25 protein-coding genes are annotated in these 23,908 nt (G+C 44.0%); 7 read left to right on the top strand and 18 right to left on the bottom strand.

Annotated elements, in window-relative coordinates:
* Nucleotides 1–218: 218 nt before the first annotated feature.
* A complete protein-coding gene (locus JKM87_RS04245; protein WP_202078304.1) occupies nt 219–467 on the bottom strand; it encodes a ferredoxin in 249 nt (82 codons plus the stop codon).
* A 362-nt stretch (nt 468–829) separates the two neighbouring features.
* Between JKM87_RS04245 and JKM87_RS04240 the strand changes: the two genes are divergently transcribed.
* The 4 genes from JKM87_RS04240 to mnmM all read left to right on the top strand — a co-directional run bounded on the left by JKM87_RS04240 (nt 830) and on the right by mnmM (nt 4,287).
* Nucleotides 830–2,119 (top strand): BaiN/RdsA family NAD(P)/FAD-dependent oxidoreductase, encoded by a 1,290-nt coding sequence (locus tag JKM87_RS04240; protein WP_202078302.1) that lies wholly within the window; start codon nt 830–832, stop codon nt 2,117–2,119.
* 60 nt (nt 2,120–2,179) lie between these two features.
* Nucleotides 2,180–2,557, top strand: coding sequence for a hypothetical protein (locus JKM87_RS04235; RefSeq protein ID WP_202078300.1), 378 nt, complete (start codon nt 2,180–2,182; stop codon nt 2,555–2,557).
* 145 nt (nt 2,558–2,702) lie between these two features.
* Nucleotides 2,703–3,728 carry a tRNA modification radical SAM protein MnmL/YtqA gene (gene mnmL, locus JKM87_RS04230; RefSeq protein WP_202078298.1) on the top strand — a complete coding sequence of 342 codons (1,026 nt, stop codon included), beginning with the start codon at nt 2,703–2,705 and terminating at the stop codon, nt 3,726–3,728.
* A complete protein-coding gene (gene mnmM / locus JKM87_RS04225) occupies nt 3,718–4,287 on the top strand; it encodes a tRNA 5-(aminomethyl)-2-thiouridylate-methyltransferase MnmM (protein ID WP_202078296.1) in 570 nt (189 codons plus the stop codon). The genes mnmL and mnmM overlap by 11 nt, the downstream gene beginning before the upstream one ends.
* A 15-nt stretch (nt 4,288–4,302) precedes the next feature.
* Here the strand turns inward: mnmM and JKM87_RS04220 are convergent, their stop codons facing one another.
* A complete protein-coding gene (locus tag JKM87_RS04220) occupies nt 4,303–4,671 on the bottom strand; it encodes a hypothetical protein (RefSeq protein WP_202078294.1) in 369 nt (122 codons plus the stop codon).
* 71 nt (nt 4,672–4,742) lie between these two features.
* On the bottom strand, nt 4,743–5,855 hold the full coding sequence (locus JKM87_RS04215; RefSeq protein WP_336885126.1) for a tetraprenyl-beta-curcumene synthase family protein: 1,113 nt from the start codon (nt 5,853–5,855) through the stop codon (nt 4,743–4,745).
* A 103-nt stretch (nt 5,856–5,958) separates the two neighbouring features.
* On the opposite strand from JKM87_RS04215, the gene JKM87_RS04210 reads away from it, so the two are divergent.
* Nucleotides 5,959–6,489, top strand: coding sequence for a gamma carbonic anhydrase (locus tag JKM87_RS04210; RefSeq protein ID WP_202078292.1), 531 nt, complete (start codon nt 5,959–5,961; stop codon nt 6,487–6,489).
* Between the two features lie 68 nt (nt 6,490–6,557).
* Here the strand turns inward: JKM87_RS04210 and JKM87_RS04205 are convergent, their stop codons facing one another.
* From JKM87_RS04205 to JKM87_RS04145, 13 genes are all read right to left on the bottom strand, one after another.
* Nucleotides 6,558–9,119: a glycosyl hydrolase family 18 protein gene (locus JKM87_RS04205; protein ID WP_202078290.1), complete on the bottom strand. Its 2,562-nt coding sequence runs from the start codon at nt 9,117–9,119 to the stop codon at nt 6,558–6,560.
* Between the two features lie 98 nt (nt 9,120–9,217).
* A complete protein-coding gene (locus JKM87_RS04200) occupies nt 9,218–9,856 on the bottom strand; it encodes a hypothetical protein (RefSeq protein ID WP_202078288.1) in 639 nt (212 codons plus the stop codon).
* Between the two features lie 16 nt (nt 9,857–9,872).
* Complete coding sequence (locus tag JKM87_RS04195; protein WP_202078286.1) at nt 9,873–10,067, bottom strand: hypothetical protein; 195 nt, start codon at nt 10,065–10,067, stop codon at nt 9,873–9,875.
* A gap of 65 nt (nt 10,068–10,132) precedes the next feature.
* Nucleotides 10,133–11,614, bottom strand: coding sequence for a phage tail spike protein (locus JKM87_RS04190; protein WP_236838588.1), 1,482 nt, complete (start codon nt 11,612–11,614; stop codon nt 10,133–10,135).
* A gap of 1 nt (nt 11,615) precedes the next feature.
* Nucleotides 11,616–12,530: a hypothetical protein gene (locus tag JKM87_RS04185; protein WP_202078284.1), complete on the bottom strand. Its 915-nt coding sequence runs from the start codon at nt 12,528–12,530 to the stop codon at nt 11,616–11,618.
* Between the two features lie 12 nt (nt 12,531–12,542).
* Complete coding sequence (locus JKM87_RS04180; protein WP_202078282.1) at nt 12,543–13,310, bottom strand: distal tail protein Dit; 768 nt, start codon at nt 13,308–13,310, stop codon at nt 12,543–12,545.
* On the bottom strand, nt 13,311–14,795 hold the full coding sequence (locus tag JKM87_RS04175; RefSeq protein WP_202078280.1) for a phage tail protein: 1,485 nt from the start codon (nt 14,793–14,795) through the stop codon (nt 13,311–13,313).
* A 6-nt stretch (nt 14,796–14,801) separates the two neighbouring features.
* Nucleotides 14,802–14,954 carry a hypothetical protein gene (locus tag JKM87_RS04170; RefSeq protein WP_202078278.1) on the bottom strand — a complete coding sequence of 51 codons (153 nt, stop codon included), beginning with the start codon at nt 14,952–14,954 and terminating at the stop codon, nt 14,802–14,804.
* 44 nt (nt 14,955–14,998) lie between these two features.
* Complete coding sequence (locus tag JKM87_RS04165) at nt 14,999–15,349, bottom strand: hypothetical protein (protein WP_202078276.1); 351 nt, start codon at nt 15,347–15,349, stop codon at nt 14,999–15,001.
* Complete coding sequence (locus tag JKM87_RS04160; protein WP_202078274.1) at nt 15,342–15,974, bottom strand: hypothetical protein; 633 nt, start codon at nt 15,972–15,974, stop codon at nt 15,342–15,344. The genes JKM87_RS04165 and JKM87_RS04160 overlap by 8 nt, the downstream gene beginning before the upstream one ends.
* Nucleotides 15,975–16,084: 110 nt before the next feature.
* Nucleotides 16,085–16,480: a phage tail tube protein gene (locus JKM87_RS04155; protein ID WP_202078272.1), complete on the bottom strand. Its 396-nt coding sequence runs from the start codon at nt 16,478–16,480 to the stop codon at nt 16,085–16,087.
* Nucleotides 16,481–16,549: 69 nt separating this feature from the next.
* Entirely contained in the window at nt 16,550–16,954 is a 405-nt protein-coding gene (locus tag JKM87_RS04150; protein ID WP_202078270.1) for a tail completion protein gp17, read from the bottom strand.
* A gap of 268 nt (nt 16,955–17,222) precedes the next feature.
* On the bottom strand, nt 17,223–17,684 hold the full coding sequence (locus tag JKM87_RS04145) for a sigma factor-like helix-turn-helix DNA-binding protein (RefSeq protein ID WP_202078268.1): 462 nt from the start codon (nt 17,682–17,684) through the stop codon (nt 17,223–17,225).
* A gap of 532 nt (nt 17,685–18,216) precedes the next feature.
* Between JKM87_RS04145 and pckA the strand changes: the two genes are divergently transcribed.
* Both pckA and JKM87_RS04135 read left to right on the top strand, forming a co-directional pair.
* Entirely contained in the window at nt 18,217–19,740 is a 1,524-nt protein-coding gene (gene pckA, locus JKM87_RS04140) for a phosphoenolpyruvate carboxykinase (ATP) (RefSeq protein ID WP_202078880.1), read from the top strand.
* Nucleotides 19,741–19,943: 203 nt separating this feature from the next.
* Nucleotides 19,944–21,932, top strand: a complete 1,989-nt coding sequence (locus JKM87_RS04135; protein ID WP_202078266.1) for an electron transport protein — start codon at nt 19,944–19,946, stop codon at nt 21,930–21,932.
* 150 nt (nt 21,933–22,082) lie between these two features.
* Here JKM87_RS04135 and JKM87_RS04130 read toward each other — a convergent pair whose 3' ends face one another.
* Both JKM87_RS04130 and JKM87_RS04125 read right to left on the bottom strand, forming a co-directional pair.
* Nucleotides 22,083–22,934: a 1,4-dihydroxy-6-naphtoate synthase gene (locus tag JKM87_RS04130; RefSeq protein WP_202078264.1), complete on the bottom strand. Its 852-nt coding sequence runs from the start codon at nt 22,932–22,934 to the stop codon at nt 22,083–22,085.
* Nucleotides 22,931–23,662 (bottom strand): futalosine hydrolase, encoded by a 732-nt coding sequence (locus tag JKM87_RS04125; RefSeq protein ID WP_202078262.1) that lies wholly within the window; start codon nt 23,660–23,662, stop codon nt 22,931–22,933. Before JKM87_RS04125 ends, JKM87_RS04130 begins: the two co-directional genes overlap by 4 nt.
* Nucleotides 23,663–23,908: the final 246 nt, after the last annotated feature.

The following is a 23,908-nucleotide window of genomic DNA, read 5'->3' as shown; positions in this document are numbered from 1 at the left end:
AGACAGAATTTTCGGAAGTCCCATCCTAGACCTCTGCGTTTTGTATCTGTCTATATTATTGCGGGAGAAGCGATTATTTTCTATAACCGTGTGAGATAACATGACAAAAAATTTTAACACGTTTAAACTTTACTAAGTAAAAAGCCCCCTCACTGTTGTGAGGGAGCTTCTCTTGAAGGTCTATAGAATGATTGCAAAAAGGTCAATCATTAGAAACCCTATTCAAATTTCAGAGCATCTCCATCAAAGGACTCTTCAGCCACTTTAATGGAATCGGTTGGGCAACCTTCTGAAGCATCTTCTAGATCATCTAATAAAACATCAGGGATTTCAACTGAACCTGAATTCTCGTCGATGATGTTTTCAGCTAAACCTTCATCATCGTAATCAAAAATGTCTGGAGCTGCTGCCCCACATGCACCACATGCAATGCATGTTTCTTTGTCTACAATCGTATACTTTGCCATTGGTATTCCCCTCCTATTTTCTCATGTATGGTACATGATAAGGTTGTTAGGTCTATCGACCCCATGATAACATTTTTAACATCATGTTATCATAAAAAGGTGAGAAACCTAACGCGCTCATATGTATCTTATGAAATGAACAATGGTATTTTTACACTATTGTAGTGTATTTTTTGTGAATAAGCAAATATTTATTGTTCATTTTGTTGTCAGTTTGTAAGGGGATACACATCTCCTCCACTCATTTATCTATTCATCGATGAGCAACTCATGTACCATAATAAGAGTTAAGTGATAATAACGCATTCAACATAATGATATGAGCGAACAATGAAGAATGACACAGTAAAGGAGTAAGGATGATGAGTAACAACGAGCAATACGACGTCATTGTGATCGGAGGCGGACCATCAGGGCTCATGGCCTCATACGCTGCGGGGTATCAAGGTGCGCGGGTCTTGCTTGTCGATAAAGGGAATAAGTTAGGTAGAAAGCTAGCCATATCAGGTGGCGGGCGCTGTAATGTCACCAACCGTATCCCACTTGAAGAAATGATTAAAAATATCCCTGGCAACGGAAGATTCATGTATAGTCCTTTCTCCATCTATAACAATGAGCATATTATCTCATTTTTTGAAGATCTGGGTATTGAACTAAAAGAGGAAGACCGTGGTCGAATGTTTCCCGTTACTGATAAAGCCAAAGATGTCGTTGAGGCGTTAATTCAGAAGGTCAGAGAGGTAGGAACAGATATCCGTGTCAATACAGCTGTCAAGGATATCTCTTTCGATGAGAACATGGGGCACAGTGTACATTTAGACAGTGGCGAAGCGGTCCAAGCCCCCTCGGTTATTATCGCTGTTGGTGGAAAATCAGTCCCTCATACTGGGTCGACAGGGGATGGTTATGCTTGGGCTGAGAAAGCCGGGCATACGATTACAGAACTATACCCCACCGAGGTGCCTGTCACATCTGATGAACCCTTTATAAAGGAAAAACGAGTTCAAGGTTTGGCGCTACGAGATGTCCACATTTCGGTTAAGAACCCGAAAGGAAAAAGCATCATGACTCATGAAGGAGACGTCTTATTTACCCATTTCGGTCTGTCTGGTCCAGCTGTTTTACGCTGTAGCCAATACGTCATCAAAGCCAAAAAGAAATATCAAGTTCATGACGTGCCACTGGACATTGACATGTTCCCAGAAGAATCAATGGATGAGCTGTTAGACCGCTTATGGCATAGCGTTCGGGAAGAAGGGAGCAAACAAATTAAAAACGTGCTAAACAAACTGATACCGGAGCGACTGCTGCCTATCCTTTTAGAAAGAGCAGAGCTTGACGGGAGCGTTACAGGGCATCAGTGTGCCAAGCAACATCTCCGCACATTCACCGAGAAACTCAAAGCGTTTCATATCAAGGCCACGGGTACGCTATCGATCGAGCAAGCGTTTGTTACCGGTGGCGGTGTCAATATTAAAGAAATCCACCCCAAAAGTATGGCCTCAAAGAAAACAAATGGCTTGTACTTTTGTGGAGAAATCCTTGATATTCACGGGTACACCGGTGGCTACAACATCACTTGTGCTTTCTCTACTGGATACGTCGCTGGAACCTCCGCTGCTCAACACGCCCAACAAGACATTGTCGTATAATTTTAGACAGACAGGTCAACTTAAGTCATAAGGAATCCTGATGATAAGGAGGATATGGAAGTGGAACCTGTCTGGATGAATTCATACAATTGTGTTTTTGACCGTTCCTTCGAACAATATGTGGATGACCTTCCACAGCCCGAAGCGATGTTTGAAAACCTACAACAACGTAAGCACATGTTTTGTTGGTTATATACCCCTATTGTGGAAGAGGTACTGATTGGCCCTGGTGAAACGACTAAGATGGAGTTGGTTGGTGCCGTTTATTCCAAAGAAAATGGTGCTCCAGTGGAGTCTGCACGCTTTTATCGCTATACGAACACGGGTGAAAAAGACTTTATCATGATGACAGAAGATGGCACGCCCTCCGAAGGGTTATCTTTTGAAGAAATGATTGACTCAGGTAGTGATTTAAATATGATTCAAAGGGATCTATAACTCATTGATCGATTGTCATAACTAATCAAGTCTCCTGTTTTGGAGGCTTTTTTATGTTTCAACCCAACCACCCTGCATTCCCTCCCTTTTTGTTGTAAAATAGGGGTTAGCCTCATCGGCTATTGATGGAAGGAGCGTATCTTAGATGACTGATACACGTGATTCATCTCACTCAGCAAAAACAGCACCTCTACCTCTATTATGGGGGGATAAACGTTACCATACATGGAATCATCACTTACGCCACACTTTTGGCCATAAGGTCTTTAAAGTTCCCCTCGATGCCGGTTTTACCTGTCCCAACCGCGATGGGAAAATCGCTTCCGGTGGTTGCACGTTCTGTAGTGCGAGGGGATCTGGGGATTTTGCTGGTCACCGTCGAGACAGTCTGGTGACACAGTTTAACGATATTAAAGAACGGATGCATCAAAAGTGGCCTAACGCTGAATACATTGGCTATTTTCAGGCGTACACCAATACGTACGCCCCAGTAGAAGAACTGAGAGAGATGTACGAAGTGATTCTCGAGCAGGAAGGTAATGTAGGACTTGCTATTGCCACACGCCCAGACTGCTTACCTGATGATGTGGTCGAGCTATTAGCAGAGATCAACAAAAAGACTTATCTATGGGTAGAACTCGGTTTACAGACCGTCCATGACAGTACTGGTGAACTGATTAACCGTGCCCATGACTATCAATGTTATGTTGAAGGTGTGGAAAAACTGCGCAAGCACAATATTCGTACCTGCTGTCACATTATTTATGGGTTACCTCAGGAAACGGAAGAGATGATGCTAGAAACGGCAAGAGAAGTATCCAAGCTAGACATTCAAGGCTTGAAGATCCACCTTTTACACTTGATGAAATACACACCGATGGTCAAACAGTATGAGGAGGGGCTGCTACAATTCCTAGAAAAGGATGAGTATGTCGACTTAGTGGTTAAAACACTGGAGATTATGCCACCAGAGGTGACCATTCACCGCTTGACTGGAGATGCCCCGAAGCATTTATTAATCGGCCCACAATGGAGCAGCGATAAATGGAATGTCCTTAATTCTATCGACCGTGAGCTGCGCCTCCGTGATACATGGCAAGGTAAGTATTGGGATCCCGCAATCCAACGTGAAGAGAAGAAAATCGTACAGGTGACGAACCATGCCTATTGATCGTGTGCTTCCTTATACTCATCATATTATCCAAGATGTGGTTAATGAAGGCGATCTCGTCGTTGATGCCACAATGGGCAACGGCCATGATACATTATTTCTCGCCCAGCTCGTAGGGAAAACGGGAAAGGTTCTTTCCTATGATGTTCAGCCTCAAGCGTTAGCGAAGACAAAGGAACGTTTGATCCAGGCGCAACAAGTAGATCAAGTTCAACTATGCCTGAAAGGACATGAAACGATTCATGAGGAGTTAAGCAAGCTCAATCGCCCCTTATCTGCGGCCATGTTTAACCTAGGCTACCTTCCCGGCAGTGATAAAACGGTTGTCACACAGCCAGAGACAACGATTCAAGCCCTCTATCATCTGCGCGAGTATTTAAAGCCAGGTGGCATCATCGCCATGGTAGTCTACCACGGGCATGAACAAGGTAAAGCAGAAAAAAACCTCCTGCTTGAGGAGGTTATGTCTTGGGAACAAAAGTCGTATGACGTGCTTCAGTATCAGTTTATCAACCAGAAGAACGACCCGCCGTTCCTTCTTGCTATCCAAAAAAAGTAGGACTAGGTCCTGGTCCTAGTCTTCCGTATCTTCATGTAAGGCGAACCAACCTTCATGAAATGAAAAGCCAACGGATCGTGTTCCTTTTTCAAATACTCTGAATGCTCCCATTCTTTCCGCCTCATTCTCGGTCCAACCCCACTCGGTGATCGCGTCCTGATAGTCTTGAGGAATACCTTCTGTTGCTGATACCTTTTCATAATCGTACCCGACATAGATTAAGTTAGGGTTATTTGAGGATGAATCGTTTGTGACAGCCTCCTCGGGTATTGGAAAGTCTGCAATGACTTCGGATTCCATATACCCTTCCATTTGGGGAGGTGAGTTTGTACATGCAACCAGTAATATACTAGAGAAGAAAATAACCGTTAGAATTTTTTTCAATCTGATTCACTCCTCGTTTGAATATCAGTCATCATTTGTTATCAGTACGTACTATTTTTCCAACGACTAAGCTACACCTTTTTCCCCCAGCGATGAATCCACCAGCAATGATAGTAAAAGAAGTTCGCTTTCCAAGAACCATGCTTGATGATATTGATGGCACTCTTTTTTACATCCTGTCGTCGTTTTACTTTAGGGTCTGACAAATAGATGGCTAATAATCCATCTATGACCATATGGTGAAATTGCTCATGGGGCAACCCTTCCGTAGATGCTTGTGCCTGTGCATACATCCACTTCATTCGCCTTCTTTTTTCCGCCTCTACAGGATAATAGGCACAAAAGTTAAGGTCCCCTTCTTCCTCATCTTCCGCTTGGTCGATAAAATAATCGAGTAGGATATGTAAACCTTGCACGTATGGAAAATAAGCCCGTAAGATTTTTTCATTCATTTGATCGGAATAACCGACAACGGACATAGTCGCGTAATAAAAAATCCCTAGTGTTGAACCTGTGGCAGCGGCGAATTCATACCAAGACAGATCGGCGTAACTCGCCTGATAATGATTCCACCAATCTAATAGCGCACTTTCTCTTTTTTCTATGTCTATATGTTTATGAACCTGAAGGTCGCAGTATAGCTGACATAAGAGCAACATGTTTGCGCGGTAAGCTTCCGCGTAGGGTAATTTGGCTAAACTGTTTTGACAGGCTTGCACTAAATCTTGTAAGTAGCCACCGTCATCTCGATGTTCCTGGTACTGATAGTAGTCTTGCTCGGAAGACTGTTCCGATAAGGCATCGATCATCGCTTGATGTAACACACGAAAGTTTTGCTGATCCAAGGATACACTGCGATCACACAAATTATCTAAGTAATCACTGATGGTTTGGTAGGCTACAATAAATGTATACACGTCATTTCTTTTGGCTTCTGGCGCAAGTAGGGCATAGATACCCCCGCCCTCACAATGAAACTGTTTGGTTCCGATACTTGCCAGCGCTTGTTTCCGTAGTTCTTCATCTGGGATTTGCTCTGCGCGTCGTTTCCAGTATTGTAACTGATGATGAATTGAGGGTCTTACATTCTTATATATCTTCTTCATTAAGGCATATGGTTTCTTTGGGACTAATACCCGGTACTCTAACTTGGCCAAATCCTCTACACCCACTCTCTCATCCACGACATTCCCACCTTTTTCATCTATTGTAATCTTAACTTATTTTTTTGAGAATAGAAAATGATAAAATGGTCTTAAAACTGCTTTGATAAAGGAGACATGTCGTATGATCATGCCTTATAAAGGGGTCAATCCACAAATCGCAGCCTCAGCGTACCTTTCTAAGGGCGTCGTTGTCACAGGAGATGTGAAAGTAGGCGAAGAAACGAGTATTTGGTACAATGCTGTGATTCGAGGTGATGTCGCACCAACGGTGATAGGAAACAGAGTCAGTATCCAAGATAATTCTACGTTACATCAAAGCCCGAATGTACCACTGATAATAGAAGACGATGTCACAGTGGGTCATAATGTTGTGTTACATAGCTGCCATATAAAAGAAGGCGCTCTGATTGGCATGGGTGCGATTGTATTAGATGGGGCCGAAATTGGAGAAGAAGCGATGGTTGGCGCAGGGGCACTAATCCCACCGGGGAAGAAAATTCCACCCCGCACACTCGTTGTCGGTTCTCCAGCAAAGGAAGTGAGGCCTTTGGAGGAACATGACTTTTCTGAACTTCAACGTATTAGGCAAACGTACGTGGAAAAAGGACAGTATTATAAACAACTAGAAGCGGAATATGAAAAAAAGGGATAGCCAGCTGTTAAACTGGCTATCCCTTTTTTGTTCCGCCCTACTTCTGATAACTGGTAGGCTTATACGCTTTAGGTTACTTTTGTGTGGTCGACCAACATCGTCCACAAACGCTCATCCTCCTGTCCTATGGTCCACATCCCTACACCGAGTATATTATATTCATAAGCCGCGATATCAGAGATGCGTAGGACAGTTTCAGCGTCAGGAAAAACCACAAGGCTAAAGCCATCAGCGTCCCCTAAGTACAATGTACTCAACCAAGCCCCTACGTCGTTTGCCGTGATTTCCACTTCATAATCACCCGGTTTAGATAATGGGAAGACAGAGGAATGCAGGTAATCCCAGTCCATACTGATCGTTGTCTGTAAGCCATCCTCGGATGTCTGTCGTGTATCAGGTTCTTCTCCCTGTTCTAGAGAGAAAATCCCCCAATGTTCATCCCAAGTCACACCACTTCTAGGTATTCTCCCTAATGTCTGTGTTTGTCCGTTCGGTAAGCGAACGTCAAAAGCTTCCTGAGGATAGTACCACATGGCATCCGCTGCGATGATTAAATCCGTGGTCATCTCCGTATCAGATTTAATACCAAATGACCCTACCGGTACATTATCTAATGCTCGAGTGAGTATTTTTGTTGAATCAAGAAACGCACAGACCTCAGTATGTCTCACGCGTAATCTCAATGTATACGATGTCCCCACACGTATCGGGCTACTCGGGTAGTATGTTTCTAAAAGCTGATCACCTTGGTATAATTCAAGACAAGTTGCATCCGCATTAAGACATAGCCAAATGTCATCAAAAAGGACACCTGCTCGTCCCTTCCCATTTAACGTCATCCTTGATTGTATAGACACATTTTTGAACTGATCATACTGTATGCGAAATTCCCCTGATCCTGTCACTTCTTTAGTCACACTGCCATCAATATCATTAACTGACCACGCCCCCGACACGGTTTCATAGACGTTCGTCGGTAGTGACTGATCCCAATCCCGAAAGTCATCATACCAAATATGGAGATGCTCGGGGTCCCGGCGTAAGGTTTCTAGCGTCAATCGGAACTGATCAGCATCTGGCCAAGCTGGTTGTCTATCAACGTCTTGTAAGTAGCGAGGTCTTAAAGTAAAACGAGACTGGCCTGCTTCATGCTTTTCTTCGAATTGATGACAAACGCGAAAGCCGTAAAATTGGGTGTTATAGTGGCTTGCGTTCCCAAATAACTCTAAAGTGTGGGTGCCTTCTGACAACTGGAACCGCCCCAGTTTCACCCAATGCGTTGTTCTGTGATAAGGGTACCACTGAGGCATCTCACCTACCGTAACGGCTTGTCCGTCTAACTTAAAGCCGAGCTTTTGCCGATCCCACCAAGGATAATTGACTCTGACAACAACATCATAAGAGCCACTCGTGGCGATAGTAAAAGACCACCGTCCATATCCCTCATCCTCGTACCCAATAATATTTCCATTGCTGTCTCGCAACGGGGCAGGGCGCCTAGGGTAAATCATACCTAGACCTTTTTCTACACCTATAGCACCCGATATGGTATCATAGTCAGTTCCAGACTGGCTGACCACCGTTCCATCGAAGTGGGTGGTCTGTTTTTTATTGTACGCTGTAAGAAAAGATTGACCATTATATGAACTTCTGATAAGCGAGGTCTCGTCTACATCATGTGCCCCCGGGTAATCATAGACATGTAGCAACAGTCTGTGACAAAAATCATATTCCTCATAGAAGCTAGCAAATGGAATATAAGGTTGTGTTTCTGTCCCTGTTCGGTACTTATCCGTGTGACTGAGGTCCCCAAGCATCCATCTTAAGAAAGAATCGAACCCTCCGGCCACCCCTCTCCAACCGTTTGCATTGCCTAGATTACCGGGATAATCATAAATTTGCCACCGGTAACCAAAGGCGGGTGCTCCCGTTAGTATTTGATCTTTTTGAAAAGCCTGTACAGCGTAAGAAAGGACCTGTTTTAACCATGGAATCGGGGAAGTAGGGCCGGGGGAAGACCCCGACCATGCAAACCCATAAGTCATGATTAAAGCGGTATCACATAGTGGTGCAAGTCTTTCGTATTCACACCATTTCTCTGGCCCTACAGTGACCCCTGGTCCTGTCATAGGCGGGAGGTCGATATGAACATGAGTGTGATCATCACGCTGCTTCAGTTCCTCATATAACCTTTGGTACAAGGCATAGATATCTTCCTTCAGATCATTGGGCCCCCGTTCGAGGTCAATATCGACACCGTGACACCAGGGATAACGGTTTAATATCTCATGTATATTTGAGACGAATTGATCTTGGGCCACGTTGTCCGTTATAATGGCACGAAAAATAGAGGCAACCCCATCGTTCTTTATGGTAAGGAGGACACGTATATGTGGCCACTGCTGGGCCACCCTTTCAGCTGCGTCCATTATGTTGTCTAATACTGGTGTCTCTCCTTTTTCATTATCCTCTTCTGTATCTACACTACTCCATATTTGACCGTCACTTTTGACATCAAAAAAGAAAAGCCCAAGTTGTGTCAACTTGGGACCTATATCCATTATTTTTTCTAAGTGGTTTTTTGTGCGAGGCCAAGTCATGAATTGTCGGTGTTGCGTTCTTAGGCTCATCTGAACACCTCCCACACTTACAATTTTAAGTCTTTCATTAGCCTTTCATTAGTCTTTCATTAAGTCTTTCATTAAGTCTTTCATTGACAATTACGCCGTTACCATCGGTGACCTTGTAGCCACGTATCGACCTCACATAATAAATAACCAGACCCCGTCCATTCGCCAGGGTTTTGGGTGGATTTCAACTGAACATGAAACTTACCAAACATCCCGGGTACAGTATGAAAAGCACCTGAATATTGATGGATAGGGTTACCATTCACAGACACCTCACGTGTAGTCGCTTTAAAGCGTAGGACGTCTTCTGCTTCCAGCACGCGTTGCGTTGTGAATGTACGCGTGCGATGAAAGTGAGAAAAAAGCAAGCCCTCTGAAGGCACACCCTGAGAGGGACGAATTGTATAATCCATGCCTCCAGTCACTCGATGCTCAAGTACGTTTTCCTCAGAAGGAAGTGCACGATTAGGGATACCGATGGTTTTTTCCCCTCTAATGACAGCGTTATAGTGCCGTTGTCTCACTTGCCGTCCTCCTGAACCCTGTTCTCTTTTCAACATCTCACGATTCGCTATAGAGTGACCTGTGCTCGTCCCTCCTTCTTGTAGTTGCAGATCAGTTAAGGACACCTCGCCCTCTACATCGTGAACGATCATACGGACGTCAATGTCTTGCACTTTTTTATCTTCATGTACTTCAAAATGAGCCAGGTACCGAGTCCATTGATCTTGATTCATTCCTTCACCTCATTTGTTACCCGTCAAATGACCATTGGATTTCTGACGGATGTCCTGTCCAAACGGTGGCGACTGAGCCACCCTGTAACATCACATCCGTTACATTGACAGCCCCTTCAGTATCTTCCACCACTTGGACAATGTCTAAGTGATCAATTCTTTTACCCGATTTGACATCGATCGTCAGTGAATGTGATTGAAAATTTGCCATGTTACTGAACCTCCTTAAATGCACCACTATGCTTACAATAATCCATTTGTCTCTGTCATACAGTGTTACGCCAACGGTAAAAACTTTGTCTCTCGTGTACCATCTGTGTAAGTCATTACAACCTCTACCCCCACTCTACCGTTGGACCCTTTTTGCAATTCAGTTGAAGATGCTCTTAAGCTTAAAGTGTATTGGCTGCGATGGGACGGGTACACGGTTTGACTCAACGTTTTCGTTGCGTCTAACTCACCCTCACAGCGAAAAGAGGCTGTACCACTATAGCCAAACTGAGGATCGATTTTCCAGCCGTTGTTGACCCAATAGGCGTCACCATCATCTGCTCTAGAATTCAAGAGATAATTAAAGACCATGAGGTTTAGCATATCCTGATGATTGACCGTGTCTTCACTTTCCAATTGACCAGCTACCTCTGTGACGGATTTAAGTAGTTCTTCTAAGCCTGGCTGAACGGACGCCAATTCAAGTTCCGTATTCCAAGGCTCTAGCACATTGTACTTCCATTTTACAATTTGAGTTTTAAGATCGACATTGAGCTCCGCATCATAAACATTGACAAGATCACCTAATTGAAAAGCCTCATGCTCTAATCCTGTCAGAGTGGACAGATCTGAAGCAGTGATTTTGTATGACGCTCTGGGGAGTGATAACCGGGACAGAATGTCTTCCGCTTTTTCTTTAAGATGATAGGGATTTGTGAACCGACCATCTTTTAACGACCGTACTCTTACTTGGTTTGTATACTGATAGTTTTCAATATATTCTCGTCCATCGTTCGCATCACTAATGGGCATGTCGTTTTTCCCATATGGATACAGCCTTGTAATGAGATCTTGTGTATCATATTCCGCTTCTAACTTTTGCATATTTTTCTTATACACGATGGCGATACCTGGATCACTATATTCATGCGCAATCAAATCCACTGTTCTAGACTGAGGGTGGAACATAAGCGTTCCACCCCATAAATCAGATACTTCTCTTAAAGCTTTCAGGCGATTGGTCTGCCCCGCGTCTAATGAAAGATTCCGTCTGTTTGTGACGTCCACTTTACCCACACGCCATCCCGTCCCCGATAATATATCCGACATCGGTTTATCAGCCTCAACATCTTCCCACTCGTATACTGTTAAAGGATCAGCGTATTGCAGGTTATACCACAGTGCCTCAGCATAGACCCAAATCACTTTTATACCCAGGTCGTCACGTGACTTGGTCACTTTACGGATGACGTATTGTTGGTCCACAAGTTGAATGAAATGCTCGTTCTGTATTGCGCTTGACTTGGGATCATCGAATGGGACTTGAAACTCTAAAATATCAGTCCCATTCATTTCCTGATGTACGATCAAATCAGTCACTTGATCGAGTACAGCAAGCCGGTTCATGTCTTGATCTAACACGACAGGCCGTGCACCAGGTAGTTTTTGATACACAGACGTGGGCATGCCCCTATAAAAATGATTGTAACGCACCTGCCCCATATCGTTATATCTGGAGACGCCAATACGGTTATAGCTATTCATCATGTCACGCCCTTCTTACCCAGATGCTCGGATAATGACTCCTAAATAAGGGAGAGGCGCCTTCCGGAAAAACATCGGGCAAAGGGCCGTATGACAGTGTAACGCGGTAGGCCCCGGCAGGCGACCCTACTAAAGATTCATCCATACCTACAGGATACACATATTCTCGACCAAGCCCTGTCAGACCTGGCCCTCCATCTGAGTTTCGTACGAGCCAATAGAGACCAGGCTCTAGCGTGGCGGCCATCTCTAAGATAAAGGCACCCGTTTGATCCGTTGGTAGTGTACCCGCATCTAATACGCGTTCTCCAGGGTACATGGCGCCATTATCTTTATATATCCCTAGCCGAGCCGTAGTCCCACTACCGGAAGCGACATCTACTCTGATCCCCATGGCGTTATACGTTGTAGTATTGGTAACAGGAAAAGGATAGGCATCACATAAGTTAGGGCCAATATACACTTCTGATGACGTATAACCTGCTACACGATTGTTTGTCCGCCACAACCCGGGTGGATGTATCTGGGGCACACCTCCTCCTACCTCTTCTAATGCTCTAGAACGCTCACGTACATAGTCAAAGTCAGCCGTAATTTGATCGTCCGGTGCTTGTTGGGTGTTGAATACAACAACACCATAGGCAGGCTGCAGGATATATTCTTCTGTATTCACTAATTGCCCGTTGCGATAAATGGTTGGAACCGGTTCAGCAAGCCAATTTCGGATCTCACCTTCAAAGATGCGATAACGAAATTGAGGGTCATCTTGATCAATCACGGGTTGTAACGTATGCCCAGCGATACTCTGTGTGTCCATTTTTAGTACGTGTTCTAATTTATTAATCGAATGTTGCAAACCAGAAATGTGAGCAGATAAAATATCCTGACTTGTGAGATCCTGATACGGTGTTTTTGCCACGTCATAACCTCCTTATTTCCACCTGCTGCGACAGGTGATCTTCAATTGTCTTAGAATCGCATTTCCAGTCGTCCATACCTCTAGGGTATTCTGTCCTGGTACAGTCTTAGGGAAAGCCAGTGTACTGAGTTGATTAATCGCACTTTCGACCGTGTCGTTAGCTCTGATGATTTTGGCGGTGATAAGCTGCGAATCAAGCACTAACGTGTCTTCTTCCTGCAATCTCCCTGAGAAAGACAGGACATGGTCATTTATATTAACTTCAATCTCGTCAGAAGGCGTACAGCTCCCCATGATTTCTATCATGGGGTAGGAGTGAGCTGTCCCTTGTCGCTCAATATTGAACGTTCCTTCTTTTTCAAATATAAAAATATCGTCTTCTACGGCATAGGCAAAAGGTTCGGGTATAAGGAACTGCAACGTTCCTTGTCCCATTGTGACGATCTGTTCTAATTCAGAAGTATCGTTTAGAACAGCCTTATATTTTTTATCCGGTTCATCATCAAAAATGAGAGCTTGGAGCCCCTCCTCTGGACTCAACCAATCGGCCAGCTCTCTTCTGACACCTTGTACGTCGGAGGCTTTCTCTCCTTCGAATGCGATATCGACAATCAATTCCAATGGCTCATACTGGTATCCGAAGTACAGGACACCTTGCCCTTCAGGGATCGTCATGGTCTTTGACGTTACGGTCGGTAACAAAGGGCGTGCGACATTGGTGACAAACAATCCTTTGTCATGACTATGTTGACCCTTGTAAGAAAATCCGATCTGTTTCATTTAAACAGTCACCCCCGCTGCACGTAATGACCGGCGTTGATACTGATAAAGGCGTTGTGATATTCGCTCAACATCAGCTTCCTCCCGCACCACCAGTTCACTAATGGTAATGTTTTGAGTAATCCCACCTTGTGATGTTTGCACCACGTTTCCTGATCGAATGGCAGGATCAATGTCTTGTGGTTTTAGCATGTGTTTCATCTCAGACTGTACTTTGGGAATGCCCTTATGAATGGACTGGCTTATTGGTCCGGCAAAGTCTAACTTATTCAGGTCTGACAATGGACCTTCTTTTGCAGGTGAGAATGGGAGTAGGTTTCTTACTTTCTGTGCAATATTCTTTGCCGCTTGTACGACACGCCCCGCTGCGTTCGTAATTCCTCTGGTGAACATGTCGATTAATCCTTTACCAGCCTGTAAAAAGCTCGTTTTTAGACGATTCCACATGCCAGAGAAAATACCGAGTAGTTTTGATCCTAAGCCTTTTGCAATCGATACGAGTTTGCCTACCAATGAGACTCGGAATAGATTAATGATCATGGTCAGTAGATTAGAAGCAATGGACTTAATATTCTGCCATAACCCACTCCAATTGCCAGTAAACAAATTGGCGAAAGCACTGATGATATTCATGACAATATTCAGTGCACTTGTAATGATACTTTTAACACTATTCCACGTATCGACGATGAGCGCTTTGACAAAAGGCCAAGCCCATTTCATGATGCTTACGATGGCCTTAATCACAGGTGAGATAAAGGCACTAATCGCATTCCAAATATTCATGAAAGCCTGTTTAAGCTGAGGCCAAGTTTCCATCCACCACTGTTTCACCCTATTAAATTGAGATGTAAAGAAATTGACAAAGGCTTCTACGGCCGGTTGTATAAACGTCCAGATTTGGTTCCAAACGTTCATTACCTTCTCCTTGATCTGGTCCCAATACAAGAAGATGATCGCCGCCACCGCAACGATAGCAATGATGATTAATCCCATCGGACTCAGAAGAGCCGAACTCATAGCCAAGCCTAGTGATTTGATCGCACCTATCAGAGGGCCGATCGTATTGAATAGACTCACGAAACTCGTCCCGGCGACCATCAAACTCGTGCCAACGTTTGTTAGGGATTCCCCCATAGCGAATGCACTGGTCACAAAACTTCCGAAGCTTTCCGTGCTTAACGTCATATTGCCTTGTAATTGTGTCATTGCTTCTCCGAACGTCCCCATGGCATCTTGAGTGTTGTTGAACGCCTCATATGTTTCTGTAAATGCACTCTTGGTTTGACTCGCTTCGGTTCTAAGCTCTCCTAATGCTGCCCGAGACTCCTGTATGCTGCTAGATTGAGCAGCGAAATTTTTAATGCCCTCGGCCATTCTGTTAAACGGACCATCGCTCATCACTTCAAAGAGTGTGCTTATCTCCTCTCTAAAAGACACCATATTTTCAGCCATCGTATTCATCTGCTCGACTGTGTTAGACACTTACCTTCACCTCCTGGCACGTTGTTTTGATTTCATATTTTTATCCATTTCTTTTTGCTCTTTCTCCATTTCCTCCGCTTTGATTTTATAGAACGCCATCCATTCCGTTAGTTCTTGACTGGATACGCGCTCTAGTAAGTCATGAACGGTACACCCCAAGCGATCGGCTAATTCAAAATAAAATCGACGCTCGGGGTGCTCCTTTAGTTTTTTACCGCGTTCTCCACTGCTTGTGATTCAAGGCCAGATAAACGCATGGCGGTCTGTACGAGCTTCTCAATAATGCCACCATTTTTGGCGTTTAAAGCATCACGATCTTCAGGTTGAAAGACCGGTTCCTTGGATTGAGGGTCATGAACAGTCAAAATAAGCAGTTCAGGATACATTCTCTCAAAATTGATATTGCCTTGTTTATCTATGTTGTTCTGAAGTAAACGTGCTCGTTTTGCACCGTTTAAACCTTTGACTAACACCTTCGTTTCCCATTCCGGAATGTCGACGACTTCTTCTTTAATATCCTGTGTCGCTAGAATTTGCTCTCTTAAATTACCCAATGCTCATCACCCTTCCTTCTTTGTCAGCAATCGCTTCGAACTCAATACTCTCTTCTACGACCCCTTCCTGACCCGCACTGATCTCCTCAGAGCTCACAAGGCCCCACATTCTGATATCTGGAGTTGATTGTCCTGCGTAAAACTCTAACAGGACGGCCTTCCCCTTTTGTAGGGCTTCTATGAAGGTTTGATCCGTGTCATACCACTTAGATATTGAGGTGGTGACATCTTTTTTTCCCTGAAGGCGTTTCTGGTGGGCATGACCAAATTCGTGGATCGTTTGGTTCTCCGATGCCAACTCATAAGTGTATTCATACGCCCCACCGACTTTCGTGAGTGGAAGATATTCTCCACTGACTCTGATACTCGCGTCCGCTTGTGAGGTACCAAAGGAAATGGACCCTTCCAATCTATTCACTTGGAACTCCCGTTCATTTACCACAGACCAGTTGCTGCCATCAGTCGAACGCTCTACCGTGATATCGGTAGAGCGCTCCCAAATCCGTTTTGTATTATCTTGGACTTGAAACACTGTGGCGTCGTCGTTTGCGTTGGTCGATAATGCGGTAAATGAAATCGGGGAACCAGATACTTTTACTTCCGCTTGATAACCAGCTAAAGTCATGTTCTTTCCCCCTTATACGAATGATTTTGTTTCAAAGATCATCTTTTGACCATCTATTGTGTCAATTACGCTTTGACAAATTGTTATCCACTTCTGCGGTCTAGGCCATACTACACGCCAGAAATACTTCCTGTCCCTTCTAGTTCAATGGCTACCTCGACTGTCCCCTCTGCACTAGCGGTCACCTCAAAACTTGATACTTTGACCTCTTGCTGAAAACCTGTTACACCGTCGGGGAGAAACTGAATAGATAAGGATGCGTTATCTAACCATGCATCTCGAATGGCTAATTGTCCTGTTGTATTTTGTGGATCATAAAATCCATTGAGACTATAACTGGTATCCTTTAGCCCTTGAATACGTTGAATAAAATCTGACCCAAACGTACTCACATCCTGGTTGTCACCTTCGTTTGTCATAGTGGCTTCGTTCAATTGAAGCACCTCGCTAAATACTCCTTCGTTCACCGATACATTGACTTTTAATTTTCTACCTGCTAATGCCATGAAAAATGACCTCCTTCAATTTTTTAAACATTTTGTCAACAAAAATAACTGTAATGTAAAGACTTACTTCTATGACTCTACCTTTTGCACCACAATACGATAAATGGCCTGAACCTGACGGGCATCCGTTGGTTCTTCTACAACGGTCTCAGCGTTTTGATAGACACTGGATATCGTTTCATACTGGTCCACAACAAGAGGTTGCTGGTTCAAACAATCATTCACAGTTTTTAAAATATCAAAACATTCGTTATAACCCAGCGCACCACTCATGATACGAATAACGGCTAAGACTTGCATGCCACCTTGAGCAAACGTGTTTAAAGGCTCTTCTGTTGCTTCACCGATCACAACATATGGGTAGTTAGCATCTGGGGGCACGTGATCATAAACGCCTGTTATCTTGCTCATAAGTGCTGCATCGTCTTTCAGTGTTTGTTCTAGTGCAAGTTGAATGTTTAAAAGCGCACTCACGAAACGTTAATCACTCCTTTCTCTTATGCCCTGATATACAACTAAACTCAAGCGATGAGGTTTTAAATGGTTCTACAGCATGTCATCACCCCCTTTCATTACAAAAGATAAAAAGACAGCCCCTAAAGAGCTGCCTTCTTACCTTCACTATCATCATAGCAATATAAATAGAGAGAAAACGTTCACTTTTCAAGTTAAAAACTGTCGCCCATCGTCACTATATACTCCACTTCATGATTTCTAGATTCCTGTCTGTTTTTGTACCAATCTAGAGCGATAGGATACCTTTTAAGCTAATGTCTAACTTGTTTAACAGTTGTCTACGTAAAGCATGAACACTACTTTCTGAATAACCTAACTCTAATGATATCTTTCGTATGGTCCAACGTTGAAAATAGCGATACTGCACAAACTGTCTTTCCATCTCATCTAATTCTTTTAAAGACTGTTCTATTGAATGAACAATAATTTGATACTTTTGGATCTCTTGTTCTAATGCTTTCACTTTTTGTGATTCTAGCCTTTCCATTACACAATCTTCCGTTGAACTCCTTGACCAATTGACATGGTGTTGCCCTTCACGCTTTTCATAAGAAGATGTGGTTCGAGGTAGAATCAGTTCTACTTGACTTTTTAGATTGGACATCCCGACCTTGTACTGCCTAAATTGTCTTAAGTGATACTCAATCTCCCTATACCTGCTTGTCTTATTTTTGGCTAACACAGTCATGAAGCAGCACCCCTCTCTCCTGGATACAATCCATAATTTTTTGATTATAGCAAGCTTAGCATGTCTCACACGTCCTCACGATTGGAAAAAGTAGCTCAAATAAGTGTCAAAACCGCATCTTTTCTGTGTAATCTCTGTTAAATATATACGAACATTTGTTCTTATTATAGTTCGGAACATGCTTGAAATCAAGAGAAACGTGCTATATTTGGGAAAATGTGACTTTAGACTTATAAGCTGTAAAAGCAAAATGAGGTCTGGGTATGAACCAATAAACAAGCGTGTCCCTTTTGATTGCAAGTAAGGCATTCACAAATGGGTTAAATTAATATAGTGTACAACATTAATTTAAATGTGTTATACTATTTTTGTTCCTTCAACACCTTGTCGTGCATACAATTGTTATATGTATCTGTTTAACGAGAATAAGTGTGTCACAATAAATGAATTTATATGGGGAAAGGAATGTTTAAATGTGGGTGTAACGAGTAATGCTCAAGCATTGATTGGACTTTTAGAAGATGGTGCACATATGAATTTGAGTACGGCGTCATTAATTGAACATAGTTTACAACGTTATGAGGGAGTTTTAACCTCTACCGGCGCGCTGCGGGCGGTTACTGGCAAATATACTGGACGTTCTCCCAAGGATAAATTTATCGTTCAAGAGGCATCTTCCTCTACACAAATAGAGTGGGGACCTGTGAACCAGCCCATCACACCCGAAGTATTTGACCGCTTATACTTTAAGGTCGCACAGTATTTAAAGACAAAAGAACGATATGTTTTTCATGGCTATGCTGGCGCAGATGAACGCCATCGTTTACCGATTCGTGTGATTAACGAATTGGCTTGGCACAACTTATTTGCTAAGCAGTTGTTTGTACGTCCTACAACTGACCTTACTTCACAAGAAAAACAGGAGACTTTCACGATCGTTTCTGCTCCGGGCTTCAAGGCTGACCCTAGCATTGATGGTACGCATTCCGAAGCGTTTATTATGATTCATTTTGGACGACGTATCGTCCTCATTGGAGGCACAGAGTACGCCGGAGAAATGAAGAAATCAATATTCAGTGTGATGAATTATATCCTCCCACAACGAGATGTTTTATCTATGCACTGTTCTGCCAATGTCGGTGAGATGGGAGATGTGGCTTTGTTTTTTGGATTGTCTGGTACCGGCAAAACCACCTTATCGGCAGACCCTGACCGTTTGCTCATTGGTGACGATGAACACGGTTGGTCCGAACATGGTATATTCAATATTGAAGGGGGCTGCTACGCGAAATGTATTGGTCTATCGGCCAAAAAGGAGCCCCAAATATGGAACGCCATCCGTTTTGGCACTGTTTTAGAAAATGTTGTCTTGGATGAAGAAACACGCACACCACAATATGATAACAACGACTACACAGAAAACACGCGTGCGGCCTATCCTTTATATCACATACCAGAGTCTAAACGTCCAAGTGTAGCTGGTCATCCAAACGTCATTATATTCCTAACGGCTGATGCTTTCGGCGTTCTCCCCCCCATTTCAAAACTAACAAAGGAGCAGGCCATGTATCATTTTCTGTCTGGTTATACGAGTAAATTAGCGGGTACTGAACGGGGCGTAACAGAACCAGAAGCCACTTTTTCAACTTGCTTCGGGGCACCGTTCTTACCATTGTCTCCTCATGTCTATGCTGAGATGCTTGGACAACGCATGGAAAAGCACCAAACAGAGGTCTACTTAGTGAATACAGGCTGGACGGGAGGCCCTTACAGTGTTGGAGAAAGAATGAACCTGCCATATACGAGAGCCATGGTCACCGCGGCTCTGAATGGTGAGTTAAGAGACATTGAAACGGAGCAAATGGACATATTCGGTTTACACATTCCGACGCAATGTAAAGGCGTACCCACTGATATCCTTTTTCCGTGGAAAACTTGGCAGGACAAACAGGCATACGAAAAGAAAGCGACTGAGTTGGCTACTAGATTTAAAGAGAACTTTGCCAAATTCAAAGGTGTCTCTCACGACATCCTGCAGGCAGGGCCTTCAATATAGGATAGATAAGCATAAGGCCATTTTCCTAAGGACTAAATTGTGGCTATTTATAGAACGACACGATCATGTCCTCATTCCCCTGGTTTTATAACCAGGGTTTTTCACTTACATAAGAATGAAGGTTCATCTCCATACTATCTCATAAGGAAAACGTTATAAGTGACTAACACAGTAATTTTCAGAACGAGGGATGGATCGATAGTATGAAAAAATGGCTCTATTTAGGAAGTGGGTTGCTATTGTTGCTAATACTGATAGGCGTCCTTTCCTTTCAACATTTACAATTCACTTACGGCTATATACCGGATCGTAGTAATGTCATGGATGGCGGTGTATATAGCATACAACAAAAGGATTGGTCTTCACCCGCGTATGACCTATGGGGAACCTACTTCTCCCCTGCCCAAGCAAAAGAGATGCTGAACACCGATGAAGGCAAGCATCTTTTATCTGCCGAAAACGGTGCCGTTAAGATAGATCAGGCCTTGCTCAAGCTAGGTAGAGAGGCTTTCTATCAGGAGACGTTCGGGAACGAAGTCTTTCTAACCGACATTATGGGTGTGCTAGACGGTCCCTTGAAGCCAAGATCGTTTATACAAGCGATTATGGACCTCCAAGGAGAGGGAACAACGAATCTGAGAGTCCCTTTAGCAGAAGACATCACCATAGGAGGACGTGAATATAAGAAAGGAGAAAAAGTTGACACAGGTCTCGACGTACCTAAAGGAGCTTATACACCGCTTGGGATGCCGGTTTCAGTATCTGACGGACGCCTCCGTGTAGGCATTAGCTGTGCAGCCTGCCATGCGAGTGTTGACCCTGTGACCAAAGAGGTGGTTGAAGGGGCACCTAACCTTGACATTAACACCGGTCTCATTATGGCTCTAGCTTCAAACTCAGCCGCTTACTTTACAAACACGGACATCGAACAATTAGAACGTTATATTCAGAACGTTGAACGTACAGTCGAAACCACCGACGGTAAGCGTGAAGTGTTGCCGGATCCGGATGCGTTAGAAAAAGCAGTAGATGAAACGCTGGTTAAGTGGCCCAAAGGAAACTTTGATTCAACAATTGATCTCGTCAGTAATCCTACGCAGATACCAGACTCGTTCACCTTTATGGACCACCCGTACGGTTGGAGTGGGTTCGCTTTCTTAGGCCCTTTTAAAGGATTAAGCTCACTCAATAATAATGTCCATGCACAAAACTCAGACTCTCTTGGCCAGATAGAACAAAGCGATGACTTATTTAATATTGACCGAGAAGTGTACATCGCCACTATTTTACAACGGGCGGCTAATCCGTCGTTCAGATATGACCCAGCATCAAATCAAAAACCGTCAGAGTTCTTTGCTTCTGTGGACCCTACACCAGGTATGCCCGGCGTAAATGAAATGGTCAAGCCGACATCCTTCCCTAGGATTTCTTTGTTCACCCCAAACGGCACCATCGTGGGCACTAAGGGGCATCACGTAGGGGAGGAAATCAATGCGATGTCTGCTTGGCAAAACACGCTTAGACCGCCTCAACCACCGATGGAGGTGGACGAAGAGAAAGTCAAAAGTGGCCGTGACGTTTTTGAACGGGCCGGGTGTATGACTTGTCACGCAGGTGATTACTTTACCAATCATCAAGTACTTCCTGTTGAAGAGATCCAAACCGAACCATCTCGGGCTAAAGCTTTTAAAGATACAGAACCTCACATGGTAGAATCCTATACTTATACACCGGATACCCCTATCCCTGTTCCTGAGGATGCCAAAAAAATAAAGGTTCCTATGAAGGATACTAGCGAAGCTCAAGCTCGATTAGCTCTCGCTCACGGGGACACTGAGGGTGGTTATAAAGTAAAAGGACTTGTGGGGCTCTATTGGACCCCTCCCTATCTACATGACGGTGGTGTAGCGGTCGGTGAGGATATTTATGAAGACTTGGGACTCCCTGGTACATTATTAAAAGGGCAGTCACCCGACCCTAAAAATAGTCTGCGGGCGATCGTTGACCGTGAGTTAAGGGCTAAAGTTATTGAAGCAAACCAGAAGTCACAACAGTTAGAGGATGTTCATGTGACGGGAGAAGGACATGAGTATTGGGTAGATACAGATGCGGGGTTCACAGCGGATGAACAAGAAGCGCTGATCCATTACCTCCTGACACAAACCTCTTCCTTTCCTAGCCCCGCAGACTAGAATGACAAAAAAAGGAGCGCTTAAACCGCTTCAGCGGCTTAAGCGCTCCTTTTGTCATCTTTAAATCGCTTTAATTAAATCATGGGCTATTGTGCTCATGGCATGAATGGTATGAAGGTCATAATGCCAATTCAATATGACCGCCATTCATTATGACCGATCCCAGCGTAAAGCCTCAACATCGATTGGGGGTACAATGTTTTCTTGAGCTGCTCTCGTTAATAGGGCGTGTACAGCATGATAACCTTCCTCACCTAGGTCGCGTGAAAACCCGTTGACATACAAATCAATATGTGACTGAGCCACTTCTGGAGACATTTCTTGGGCATGTTCAAGGACGTAATCTTGAGACACTTGAGGATGCTTCCAGGCGTATTCTAGAGACTGTCGAATCCAATGAATCGTAGCGTCTATATCTAGCGAACGCTTAGCTATGATGGCACCGAGCGGTATAGGTAAACCTGTATCGGTTTCCCACCAATGTCCCAAATCGACGAGGCATCCTAGTCCATAATCAGGATAAGTGAAACGTGCCTCATGAATAACCAAGCCTGCGTCTACTTTACCATCTCTAACCGCAGGCATAATGTCGTGGAACGGAAGAACCACAATCTCTCCTATACCGTTAGGCACGTTCTGCGCAGACCAAAGGCGAAACAGAAGATAAGCGGTTGAACGTTCACTAGGCACAGCCACGACTTTGCCACTTAGCTTCCGTGGATCTAACTGGGTCGACTCCTCTTGATTCACTAAAATCATGGGCCCGCACCCCCTCCCCAGTGCGCCACCGCAAGGGAGTAGAGCATAGTCTGGTTGTATCCAAGGTAGCGCAGCGTAGGACACTTTTAGTATATCGGGACCGTCAGGCTGAGCGGCCAAATGATTGGTGATATCGATGTCCGCATATGTCACGTCTAATTCTGGCGCATCGGAAATGATGCCATTTACAGCGGCATGAAAAATGAATGTATCGTTCGGGCAAGGAGAAAATGATATTTTCATCTGAGCACCTCCGGGAATATAGTAAAGATTTGTTCTAGTTTTTCTAAGGCTTCTGGTATGCGCCAAGACGCCCGATCTCTATCCCCCACGACGTTAGAGATGGTCCGCACTTCTAAGACAGGTATATTGCACTGCTGAGCCGCACTTGCCACCCCAAACCCTTCCATTGCTTCAGCTACTGCGCCCGTTATTCGATGTGTTAATGCCGTGGCTGTCTGCTCTGTCCCCGTAACTGTGGACACACTCAATACAGGTCCCGACGTCACATTAAGGCCTTTTTGCTTTAATGCTTGTACGATTTGTTGACGTACGATAGCATCAACCGATATCGTAGCTGAACCGAATCCTAACTCATCTACACTTATAAATCCTTGTGGTGTTTCTGCACCTAAATCGGCGGCAATAATACGATCTGCTATGGCAATATCACCGATATGTACGCTCCTAGCAAATCCACCTGCAATGCCCGCATTGATCACAAGGTCATAGGGTTTGTTTTGAGCTAATTGAAAAGCCGTACGAGCAGCAGCCTCAGCCACACCCACACCTGACAGTTGCACATCAAAGTGATGTGGGGTTGACTGTTGAAGTCCTTTTAGAACAGCTTCTTTTTCGGCAGAGACAGCCGTCATCACTAACACGCGTTTGGTTTGGTTATGTTTTATATCCGATAGATGATTAACATCACAGTTCGTCCGATATTGACTGCGATACGCACGATTGTCCATACACTACGGCTCCTTTTTCAACTTCATCTCGTCTCTTCACTGTGAGCATCATTGATCTATGTTTTTATCGCTATTCTAGAAGTGGTACTAAATCAGTGTATCATGATTTGTAAACACCCTCCAATATTCAGCTGTGTGCCATGAAATTGTGTCTGAAATACCCATGAATGAACTCACACCTAAAAAATGATATGGGCTAACACACATTTTTATCAACGTGAATATACTATCGTATCTCCATGCATC

The sequence above is a fragment of the Caldalkalibacillus salinus genome, from assembly GCF_016745835.1.
Classification (GTDB): domain Bacteria; phylum Bacillota; class Bacilli; order Caldalkalibacillales; family JCM-10596; genus Caldalkalibacillus_A; species Caldalkalibacillus_A salinus.
This window is presented reverse-complemented; position numbering and strand designations above follow the sequence as displayed.

Coding starts and splice junctions, on each gene's coding strand:
- JKM87_RS04245 (WP_202078304.1), bottom strand. CDS start 467: ATGGCAAAGTATACGATTGTAGACAAAGAAACATGCATTGCATGTGGT.
- JKM87_RS04240 (WP_202078302.1), top strand. CDS start 830: ATGAGTAACAACGAGCAATACGACGTCATTGTGATCGGAGGCGGACCA.
- mnmL (WP_202078298.1), top strand. CDS start 2,703: ATGACTGATACACGTGATTCATCTCACTCAGCAAAAACAGCACCTCTA.
- mnmM (WP_202078296.1), top strand. CDS start 3,718: ATGCCTATTGATCGTGTGCTTCCTTATACTCATCATATTATCCAAGAT.
- JKM87_RS04210 (WP_202078292.1), top strand. CDS start 5,959: ATGATCATGCCTTATAAAGGGGTCAATCCACAAATCGCAGCCTCAGCG.
- JKM87_RS04205 (WP_202078290.1), bottom strand. CDS start 9,119: ATGAGCCTAAGAACGCAACACCGACAATTCATGACTTGGCCTCGCACA.
- JKM87_RS04200 (WP_202078288.1), bottom strand. CDS start 9,856: ATGAATCAAGATCAATGGACTCGGTACCTGGCTCATTTTGAAGTACAT.
- JKM87_RS04195 (WP_202078286.1), bottom strand. CDS start 10,067: ATGGCAAATTTTCAATCACATTCACTGACGATCGATGTCAAATCGGGT.
- JKM87_RS04190 (WP_236838588.1), bottom strand. CDS start 11,614: ATGATGAATAGCTATAACCGTATTGGCGTCTCCAGATATAACGATATG.
- JKM87_RS04180 (WP_202078282.1), bottom strand. CDS start 13,310: ATGAAACAGATCGGATTTTCTTACAAGGGTCAACATAGTCATGACAAA.
- JKM87_RS04160 (WP_202078274.1), bottom strand. CDS start 15,974: ATGACTTTAGCTGGTTATCAAGCGGAAGTAAAAGTATCTGGTTCCCCG.
- JKM87_RS04155 (WP_202078272.1), bottom strand. CDS start 16,480: ATGGCATTAGCAGGTAGAAAATTAAAAGTCAATGTATCGGTGAACGAA.
- JKM87_RS04145 (WP_202078268.1), bottom strand. CDS start 17,684: ATGACTGTGTTAGCCAAAAATAAGACAAGCAGGTATAGGGAGATTGAG.
- pckA (WP_202078880.1), top strand. CDS start 18,217: ATGAATTTGAGTACGGCGTCATTAATTGAACATAGTTTACAACGTTAT.
- JKM87_RS04135 (WP_202078266.1), top strand. CDS start 19,944: ATGAAAAAATGGCTCTATTTAGGAAGTGGGTTGCTATTGTTGCTAATA.
- JKM87_RS04130 (WP_202078264.1), bottom strand. CDS start 22,934: ATGAAAATATCATTTTCTCCTTGCCCGAACGATACATTCATTTTTCAT.
- JKM87_RS04125 (WP_202078262.1), bottom strand. CDS start 23,662: ATGGACAATCGTGCGTATCGCAGTCAATATCGGACGAACTGTGATGTT.